Origin of the sequence: Streptomyces muensis, assembly GCF_021474425.1 — a bacterium.
Classification (GTDB): domain Bacteria; phylum Actinomycetota; class Actinomycetes; order Streptomycetales; family Streptomycetaceae; genus Streptomyces; species Streptomyces muensis.
The window spans coordinates 1-8,905 of sequence record NZ_JAKEIP010000307.1 but is presented as its reverse complement, the minus strand read 5'-3'; the positions used below and the strand labels follow the sequence as shown (position 1 = coordinate 8,905).

Genomic DNA, 8,905 nt, shown 5'->3' with positions numbered 1-8,905 from the left:
GAGGAGAGGGGGACGAGGTAGGGGCGGCAGCCCAGGGGGAAGGAGAGGTCGCCGGTGTGGACGTCGTAGACCGGGTCGAAGCCCCGCCAGGAGAGGAAGGCGAGGTAGCGGCCGTCCCGGGTGAACACCGGGTTCTCGTCCTCGAAGCGGCCGCCCGTGACGTCGACGATCAGGCTGTCCCTTATACGGGCCAGCTTGATCTGGCGCAGGGAGCGGCCGATCCCGGGGTGCGACCAGGTCAGCCAGGAGCCGTCCGGGGAGAAGGCCAGGTCCCGGACGGGGCCGTTGACCGACCGGATCAGCTCGGTGACCTCGCCGTTGGAGTCCTCGGTGGCATCGAGGAGGAGGAGCCGTCCGTCGTGGGCGGCGATGGCGAGGCGCTCGCCCTGCGGGTCGGCGACCATCTCCAGGACCCGGCCCAGCTCGCCGGAGGCCAGTCGGCGCGGCTCGCGGTCGCCGGTCGCCCGCGGCAGATACGCGATCTCGACGGCGTCCTCGCCCTCGGCGTCCGTCACATACGCGACCTGCCCGGCCGAACCGAGCATCTCCGGGAGCCGGACCCGTACGCCCGGGGTGTCGGTGATCGTGCGGGCCGGGCCGTCCCGGTGGGTGAGCCAGTAGAGGCTGCCGCGCACGACCACGGCGCTCGCTCGGCCCGTCTCGTCCACGGAGACGCCGTCGACGTGCTGGGCGGCGGGCACCTGGTACCTGCGGCGGCCCGCGCCCGGCCCGCTCAGCCGTACGTCCAGTCGGCGCGGCTCGGAGCCGGCGGCGAGGTCGTCCACGATCCACAGGTCGCCCGCGCACTGGTACACCACCCGGGTGCCGTCGCTCGCGGCGTGCCGGGCGTAGAAGGCGTCGTGGTCGGTGTGACGGCGCAGGTCGGAGCCGTCGTACGCGCACGAGTAGAGGTTGCCGACGCCCTCGTGGTCGCAGAGGAAGGCGATCCGGCCGCCGACGAACATGGGGGAGTCGAGATGGCCGCCGATGTCCGCGAGCAGGCGCTCGCCGTGCAGCCACAGACGGCCCGTGGCGCCGCCTCGGTAGCGTTTCCAGGAGGCCGGCTCGTGCGGTGGGGTGCCGGTCAGCAGCAGGGTCTTGCGCTCGCCGTCGAGGTCGGCGACCTGGATGTCGGAGCACGGCCCCCAGGGGAGCTTGCGGCCGGGGTCGCCGTCGGGGCGGACCTTGTAGGCGAAGGTGTAGTGGGAGAAGGGCTCGCCGTGGGAGGCGACGGCGAGGATCACGCCCTCGGGCGTCCAGCCGCACACCCGGGTGTCCGCCGAGCCCCAGTGGGTGAGCCGGGCCCCCGGGCCGCCGTCCACCGGGACCAGATGGATCTCGGGGACGAGGCTGCGCCAGCTCGTGTACGCGAGATGGCGGCCGTCGGGCGAGAAGCGGGGGTGGCCGGTCTTGGCGCGGTCCACGGTGAGGCGCCAGGCACGGCCCCGGCCGTCCAGCGGGGCCAGCCACAGGTCGTCCTCGGCCACGAAGCACAACAGGTCGTCATGGAGATGCGGCAGGCGCAGATAGCTCACCTCCCCATGCTTTTCCTGCGGACGTACCTAGGCAACTCGTGACAAATCGCGGCAACTCACATCGCGACGATCGTACGGTGACCCACAACACGAACGAAACAGTTTCGTTTCGTTGCGGGGTGCGCTACATTCGTCGTGTACGAAACAGTGTCGTTCGGAGCGGGAAGGCGGAGAGAGACATGACTGAGGTCGCAACGGCGCGTCGCAGTCGGATCACTCCCGAGCGCGAGGCCGAGTTGTACGGGGCCGTGCTCGACCTGCTCCGGGAAGTCGGCTACGACGCCCTGACCATGGACGCCGTGGCCGCCCGCACCCGGTCCAGCAAGGCCACCCTCTACCGCCAGTGGGGCGGCAAGGCCGAGCTGGTGGCCAAGGCGGTGCGGCACAGCAAGCCGGGCGGCATCGGCCTCGAAGAGATCGACACCGGATCCCTCCGGGGCGATCTGCACGCCCTCACGCTGCGCTCGGACGACTGCGAGATGGAGCAGAACTCCGCGCTGATGCGGGGTCTGGCCATGGCGGTCCACGGCAATCCGGACCTGCTGCAGGCGTTCCGTGAGCATCTGATCGAACCGGAGATCGCGGAGTTCCACCGTCTGCTGCAGCGGGCCGTCGACCGGGGCGAGGTCGCCGCGGACAACCCCGCGTCCGGGTTCATGATGCACATGATGCTCGGCGCGTTCGTCGCCCGCACGCTGCTCGACGAGCAGCCGCCCACCCAGGCGTTCATCCTTTCGTACATCGACGCCGTGGTCCTCCCCGCCCTCGGCGCCCCCGTCGACTGACGAGTCCCCGCAGCCGACGAGCTCCCTCCCCAGCAAGCACTCCACCTGACGTAACCGCTCACGTCGTCGGGCTGATCACCCCTGCCCAGAAGCAATCCACGACCTGACCGGGAGACGCCTTCGTGGCCACGTTCCTCTACAAACTCGGCCGGCTCGCCTTCAGGCGACGGCATTTCGTCGCCCTCATATGGGTCGCGCTGCTGACGCTCGCGGGCGTCGGCGCGGCCAGCGCGCCCAGCGCCGGATCCACCTCCTTCTCCATTCCGGGCACGGAGGCGCAGAAGGCTTTCGACCTGCTCGAACAGCGTTTCCCCGGCAGCAGCGCGGACGGCGGTACCGCCCGTGTCGTCTTCAAGGCACCGGACGGCGAGAAGATGACGGACGCCGCCAACAAGGCGACCGTCGAGAAGGCCGTCAAGGAGCTGTCCGACGGCTCCGAGGTCGTCTCCGTCGCCGACCCCTACCAGGCGCACGCCGTCAGCAAGAACGGCACGATCGCGTACGCCTCCGTGCGGTACGAGGTCCCCGGCATGGAGCTGACGGACGCCAGCAGGGACGCCCTCGAGGACGCCGGGCAGCAGGCGCGGGACGCCGGGCTGACCGTGGAGATCGGCGGTGACGCGCTCCAGGCGGCGCCCGAGGCGGCCGCCTCCGAGGTCATCGGTCTCGCCGTCGCCGCGGTCGTCCTCGTGATCACCTTCGGCTCGCTGGTCGCGGCCGGCCTCCCGCTGCTCACCGCCCTCATCGGCGTCGGCATCGGCGTCTCGGTGATCACCGCCCTGGCCAACGCGCTGGACCTGGGCTCCACCACCTCCACCCTGGCCATGATGATCGGCCTCGCGGTCGGCATCGACTACGCGCTCTTCATCGTCTCCCGGTACCGCGCCGAACTGGCCGAGGGCCGCGACCGCGAGGAGGCGGTCGGCCGGGCCACCGGCACGGCGGGCTCCGCGGTGGTCTTCGCCGGTCTCACCGTGGTGATCGCCCTGGCCGGACTGGCCGTCGTCAACGTCCCGATGCTCACGAAGATGGGCCTCGCCGCCGCCGGAACGGTCGTGATCGCGGTGCTGATCGCCCTGACGATGGTGCCGGCCCTGCTTGGCTACGCGGGCCGCAAGGTGAAGCCGGCGGGCGAGAAGGGCAAGTTCCTCGGACGCCGCAAGAAGGCGGCCGCGGGCAAAACCGGCGCGGACAAGGCCACTTCGCGCGACGCCGCTGCGGCCAAGCCGAACATGGGCACGCGCTGGGCGAGCTTCGTCGTACGCCGTCCCCTGGCCGTCCTCCTCGTCGGTGTCGTCGGCCTCGGTGCCGCGGCCCTCCCGGCGACCTCCCTCGAACTGGGTCTGCCGGACGACGGCTCGCAGCCGACCTCGACGACCCAGCGCCGGGCCTACGACCTGCTCTCGGAGGGCTTCGGCCCCGGCTTCAACGGCCCGCTCATGGTGGTCGTCGACGCCAAGGCCAGCGATGCCCCCAAGAACGTCGTCAACGACGTCAGCAGCGAGATCAAGGGCCTCGAGGACGTCGTGACGGTGACCCCGGCGACGTACAACAAGGCGGGCGACACGGCGACGATCACCGTGATCCCCGACTCCAAGCCCTCGTCGGCCTCGACCGAGGACCTGGTGCACTCCATCCGTGACGCGGGCGCGGAGATCAAGTCCGACACGGACGCGAGCGTGCTGGTCACCGGCACGACGGCGATGAACATCGACTTCTCGCAGAAGCTGAACGACGCGCTGGTGCCGTATCTGATCCTGGTGGTGGGCCTCGCCTTCCTGCTGCTGATCCTGGTGTTCCGCTCGATCCTGGTCCCGCTGAAGGCGGCCCTCGGCTTCCTGCTGTCGGTGCTCGCGGCGCTCGGCGCGGTCGTCGCGGTCTTCCAATGGGGCTGGCTCGCGAGCCTCTTCGGGGTCGAGGAGACCGGTCCGGTCATGTCCATGATGCCGATCTTCATGGTGGGCGTGGTCTTCGGACTGGCCATGGACTACGAGGTGTTCCTGGTGACGCGGATACGCGAGGCCTACGTGCATGGCGAGAAGCCGAGCCAGGCCGTGGTGACCGGGTTCCGGCACAGCGCCCGGGTGGTCGTGGCCGCCGCGCTGATCATGATGGCGGTCTTCGCCGGCTTCATCGGCGCCAGCGAGTCGATGGTCAAGATGATCGGCTTCGGGCTCGCCATCGCTGTCCTCTTCGACGCGTTCGTGGTCCGCATGGCGATCGTCCCGGCCGTCCTCGCCCTCCTCGGCAAGAAGGCCTGGTGGCTGCCGAAGTGGCTGGACCGCGCTCTGCCGAACGTGGACGTGGAGGGCGAGAGCCTGCGCACGGAGGCCGACGCGGGCAAGGACAAGGACGCCGACGAGGACCGCGCGCTGGTGCGCGTCTGATCGAAGCAGACCGGCCGGTGAGGGCTCCGTGGGGACGGGGGTGCCCTCACCGGCTTCTTCATGCCCGGAATTCGTTCGTGGGCCACGTATCCGACCGCTAGCCTGCGCAGCATGACCCGTTTCGACGACGCTCTGCGTGAACTCGGCCTCACCGAACTGCACAGCCAGATCCGCCGCTTCCCGGACGCGACCCGCACTGCCGCCGAGGCCGCCGCCGCGCTCGGGTGTGAGCTCAGCGAGATCTGCAAGTCGCTGATCTTCGCCGCCGACGGCGTACCCGTGCTGGTGCTGATGGACGGGGCGTCGCGGGTCGACGTCGAGCTCGTGCGCAAGGAACTCGGCGCCGAGAAGGTCACGCGGGCCGACGCCGACGTCGTACGGGAGACCACCGGGTACGCGATCGGCGGTGTGCCGCCCTTCGGGCACCGTACGAAGACGCGTGTGCTCGCGGACCGTTCGCTGCTCGGACATGACGTCGTGTGGGCGGCTGCCGGGAACCCGCACGCCGTGTTCCCCATGGCGCCGAAGGACCTCGTCGCCCAGGCCGGCGCCACTCTCGTGGACGTGCGCGAGCAGCCGCGGACTTCGTGACCCCGCTGGTCACGGCCGCCGTCCTGCTCGCGGCGGTCACACACGCCAGTTGGAACGCCCTGGCCCACCGGATCACCGACAAGCTGGTGGGGTTCACGCTCATCACGGGCGGCGGGGTGCTGATCGGGCTGGCCTTCGCGCCCTTCGGGTCATTCCCGGCGGCGGAGGCCTGGCCGTACCTCCTCGCGTCGGCCCTCGTCCACATCGTCTACTTCGCGCTGCTCATGAAGTCGTTCCGGCTGGGCGACTTCGGGCAGGCCTACCCCATCGCGCGCGGCACCGCCCCGCTCGTCGTCGCCGTGGTCGCTGCCTTCGTCGCCCACGAGGTGCCGGACGGATGGGCCGCCGCCGGGATCGCCCTGTCCTGTGCGGGACTCACGGGCGTCGCGCTGTGGGGTCTGCGCGGGAACCGGCCCAACTGGCCCGCGATCGGCGCGGCGCTGGCGACCGGGCTGAGCATCGCGGCGTACACCGTGCTGGACGGGCTGGGAGTGCGGGCCTCCGGGTCGTCCCTCGGGTACATCGCCTGGCTGATGGCGGTGCAGGGGATCGCCGTGCCCGCGTACGCCGTCTGGCGCTGGCGCCGGGAGACGGTCGCGGTGCTACGGCCGTTCGCCGGCGTGGGACTGCTGGGCGCCGCACTGTCCTTCGCCGCGTACGCACTGGTGCTGTGGGCGCAGACGAAGGCCGAACTGGCGCCGATCGCCGCGCTGCGGGAGTCCTCGATCATCGTCGGCGCCGCGATCGGCGCCGTGTTCTTCAAGGAGCGCTTCGGGGCACCGCGCATCGTGGCGGCGGGGTTGCTGGTCGTGGGGATCGGGTTGATGCTGCGCGCGGGGTAGCGGGAGCCCCTGCCCGTTCCGGCCTGGGCTCCCGCGTCGTCAGGCGTTCGGTCAGCCGCTGAAGGCGGCGTTGTTGCAGCCCATCGTCGAGCCGAGGTGCGTGCTCTGGGAGCCCGAGTCGCCCTCGCCGTTGACGCCGCTGCCGAGGACGCCGTTGAGGATGCCGACCACGCCGAGGATGTCGAGGTTCAGGTCGTGGGACTTGCAGTTGGTGCTCTGCAGCACGTCGATGTTGTTGCCCTTGGGGCCCTGGTCGGCCTGCGCGGTGCCCGCGCCCACGAGGCCGACGGTGGTGAGGGCGGCGACCAGGACGGCGGCCTTGCGAAGCTTGTGCATGTCATCTCCGGTGGAGTGAGGTGGATGCGATTTAGGGAGATTAAGTAGGAAATGCCCCAAATCATCCTGTGGCGCGCCGAGTTTCACGATCTTCTGCCGGGATGATGCTGTTTGAGGTGGCGACGGGGTGCCTGCCCGGCGTCCGAAGTCAGGCCCTAGGAGCGCCGCGTGATCCCCGAGAGGTCGTGCGCCGTCACGCTGTTGCGGTCGGTGACCGAGCGGCCCAGGGCGTGGTGGGGCCACAGGCCCGCGGCCACCCGGCGACTGCGCTCGCTCCACTGACGGGCCGCCAGGTCACCGGCCTTGTAGTGGTTCAGGGCGTAACCGCCGGAGTGGATGCGCAGCAGCGTGAAGCCGCCGGGGTACTCCTTGGCGGCGGCGACCTCCTGCTGGGTGACGTGCGGGGCGCGCGAGAGCACGGTGCGTTTGTTGCGGTGGGTGTGGCCGGCGTGGTGGAGGAAGACGCCGGGCGCCGAGGCATAGGCGTCGACCACGGCGCGGGCCTGGCGGCGGTCCAGCTGCTGGCCCCGGGTGACCGGGAAGACCGAGTCCCGCACGGTCAGCGGGTGGTGGCCGAAGACGAGGGTCGGCTGCTCCGGCGCCTCCCTCAACCGCGCCCGGAACCACGCCAGTTGCTCCGGCCCGAGACCGCCCGCGTCGGCGCCGTTGCCGGTCTTGACGTAGGTGTCGAGGCCGATGACCCGCAGTCCGCCGAGGTCACGGGCGAAGTACCCCGGGCCGCCGTCGCCGGCCGGGAACGCGGACTGGAAGCCGGCGTTGTCCCGGGAACGGTCGTGGTTGCCGCGTACGACGAAGTAGTCCTCGCCGTGCGCGCCGAAGCCGTCCAGGATCCGCCGTGCCTCACCGAGGTCGTGCGCCGCGCCGCCCGCCGAGATGTCACCCCCGGCCAGCAGTACGTCCGCCCCGCGCCGCCGGGCCTCCTCGACCAGGGCGCGGCTCATCAGCTCCGGATACGGTGCCCGGCCCGGCTGCTGCGGCACCCCGCGCAGCAGGGGGAAGCCGCCGACCAGGCCCGCGGTGGTCTCGCCGAGGTGCAGGTCGTTGCAGAGCGCGACCGACAGCAGATGCCGGCCGGGCGGCGGCTGCGGGGTGGTGAAGCAGTACGGCCCGCCGCTCGAACCGAACCCGAACGTCGAGGTGCCCACCGCGTTGCCGCGCACCAGGTGCAGCGGGGTGGGTGTCGCGGCGGTGCCGCGGGAACGGGCCTGGTAGTAGTACGTCTGCCCCGGCTCCAGGTCGGTGAGTTCGACCTGGTGGTGGGCGGTCGGCCGGTCCTCGGACGCGGTGCGGTTGAGCCGGGACGGGTGGGTGCCGTAGACGATCTCGCCCTCGGTGAGCGCGGGGAGGGGGTGGCCCAGGCCGTCGTCGGTGCCGGGGATGCCGGTGTACCAGGTGATGACGGCGCGGTCCTCGGTGAGGGTGACGAGTTCGAGGTTGACGGCGATCAGGTCGTCGGGGTGGTGGGAGCGGGCCCGCTGCACGGCGGCCGACGCCGACCGCAGCAGGGCGGGGGCGAGACGGGCGCCGGAGCGCAGCACCTCGCAGGGGCCGGGGAAGGCCGACAGTGCCGCGAGGGCGGGGAGGTGGGCGGAGAAGCAGCAGCGCATGTCCTCGATGTGGCCCGGAGCGGTGAACGGGGGAGGTGGCGGTGGCGGCGGGGCCAGGTCCGGCGCGCGACATCTCCGTGGAACGCGACATCTCCATGGAAGCAGGGCGAAGGCGGTCACCGAAGGGAGTGTGCCGAGTCTCACTGATCCCGAGTTGCCGTGTTTGCTCTCTGACTGGTCTGGGGTGCCCTTCGAGGGGCACCCTGGAAGCAGAACTTCCGGAGGTGATCGTCATGATGCACACCGCAGTGGGATGGCATGTCGAGCTGGAGTTCCAGGAGGACGAGACGCACACCAGGGCGGTGGCGATGGTGCGGCTCCCCGACGGCAGCGAGGTACGCGCCCACGGGCATGCCTCGCGGCACCACACGGATGCGAATCAGCCGCGTGTGGGGGAGGAGATCGCCGGGGCGCGTGCGTTGAACGAGCTGGCGATGCAGATGCTCACGAAGGCGCACGGCGAGATCGACCAGGCGTCTGGGCGTACGTCGCATCCGATTCACGTGTGAGAGTGCCGGGACCGGTTGTGTTTCGGCTGCGGCGGCGTGGGGGCTGGTCGCGCAGTTCCCCGCGCCCCTAAAGAATGGGGGCGTTGCCGGGCCCTGCGTCGCACAGGCGGCGAGCCTTACGAGAGTGCTGCCCGCAGCGCCCGTATCAACCCCTGCGCCCTCGGGTCCGCTGTCACCGTCTTGCGGAAGCCGTTCGTCACGTAGGCGAAGGCGATGTCGGATTCCGGGTCGGCGAAGCCGAGGGCGCCGCCTCGGCCGGGGTGGCCGAAGGAGGCTGGGGTGAGGAGGGGGG

The 8,905-nt window shown here is 71.0% G+C and carries 8 protein-coding genes and 1 pseudogene; 5 read left to right on the top strand and 4 right to left on the bottom strand.

Going from position 1 to position 8,905, the window contains the following annotated elements; all coding sequences use genetic code 11:
• A partial coding sequence (locus L0P92_RS38735; protein ID WP_443733834.1) for a S41 family peptidase occupies positions 1-1,535 on the bottom strand: 1,535 nt, incomplete at its 3' end.
• A 179-nt stretch (positions 1,536-1,714) separates the two neighbouring features.
• Between L0P92_RS38735 and L0P92_RS38730 the strand changes: the two genes are divergently transcribed.
• The 4 genes from L0P92_RS38730 (at position 1,715) to L0P92_RS38715 (ending at position 6,140) form a co-directional block, all read left to right on the top strand.
• Positions 1,715-2,320 carry a TetR/AcrR family transcriptional regulator gene (locus tag L0P92_RS38730; RefSeq protein ID WP_234767824.1) on the top strand — a complete coding sequence of 202 codons (606 nt, stop codon included), beginning with the start codon at positions 1,715-1,717 and terminating at the stop codon, positions 2,318-2,320.
• Positions 2,321-2,442: 122 nt separating this feature from the next.
• Positions 2,443-4,707, top strand: a complete 2,265-nt coding sequence (locus tag L0P92_RS38725) for an MMPL family transporter (RefSeq protein ID WP_234767823.1) — start codon at positions 2,443-2,445, stop codon at positions 4,705-4,707.
• 111 nt (positions 4,708-4,818) lie between these two features.
• A complete protein-coding gene (locus tag L0P92_RS38720) occupies positions 4,819-5,298 on the top strand; it encodes a YbaK/EbsC family protein (protein ID WP_234767822.1) in 480 nt (159 codons plus the stop codon).
• Positions 5,295-6,140, top strand: coding sequence for an EamA family transporter (locus tag L0P92_RS38715; protein ID WP_234767821.1), 846 nt, complete (start codon positions 5,295-5,297; stop codon positions 6,138-6,140). The genes L0P92_RS38720 and L0P92_RS38715 overlap by 4 nt, the downstream gene beginning before the upstream one ends.
• Before the next feature lie 51 nt (positions 6,141-6,191).
• Here L0P92_RS38715 and L0P92_RS38710 read toward each other — a convergent pair whose 3' ends face one another.
• Together L0P92_RS38710 and L0P92_RS38705 are read right to left on the bottom strand one after the other, a co-directional pair.
• Positions 6,192-6,476, bottom strand: a complete 285-nt coding sequence (locus tag L0P92_RS38710) for a hypothetical protein (RefSeq protein ID WP_234767820.1) — start codon at positions 6,474-6,476, stop codon at positions 6,192-6,194.
• 155 nt (positions 6,477-6,631) lie between these two features.
• A complete protein-coding gene (locus L0P92_RS38705) occupies positions 6,632-8,104 on the bottom strand; it encodes a purple acid phosphatase family protein (protein ID WP_234767819.1) in 1,473 nt (490 codons plus the stop codon).
• Between the two features lie 233 nt (positions 8,105-8,337).
• Between L0P92_RS38705 and L0P92_RS38700 the strand changes: the two genes are divergently transcribed.
• Positions 8,338-8,613, top strand: coding sequence for a DUF1876 domain-containing protein (locus L0P92_RS38700; RefSeq protein WP_234767818.1), 276 nt, complete (start codon positions 8,338-8,340; stop codon positions 8,611-8,613).
• 116 nt (positions 8,614-8,729) lie between these two features.
• Here L0P92_RS38700 and L0P92_RS38695 read toward each other — a convergent pair.
• Positions 8,730-8,905 (bottom strand): annotated as a pseudogene (locus L0P92_RS38695) (esterase); the annotation flags it as partial.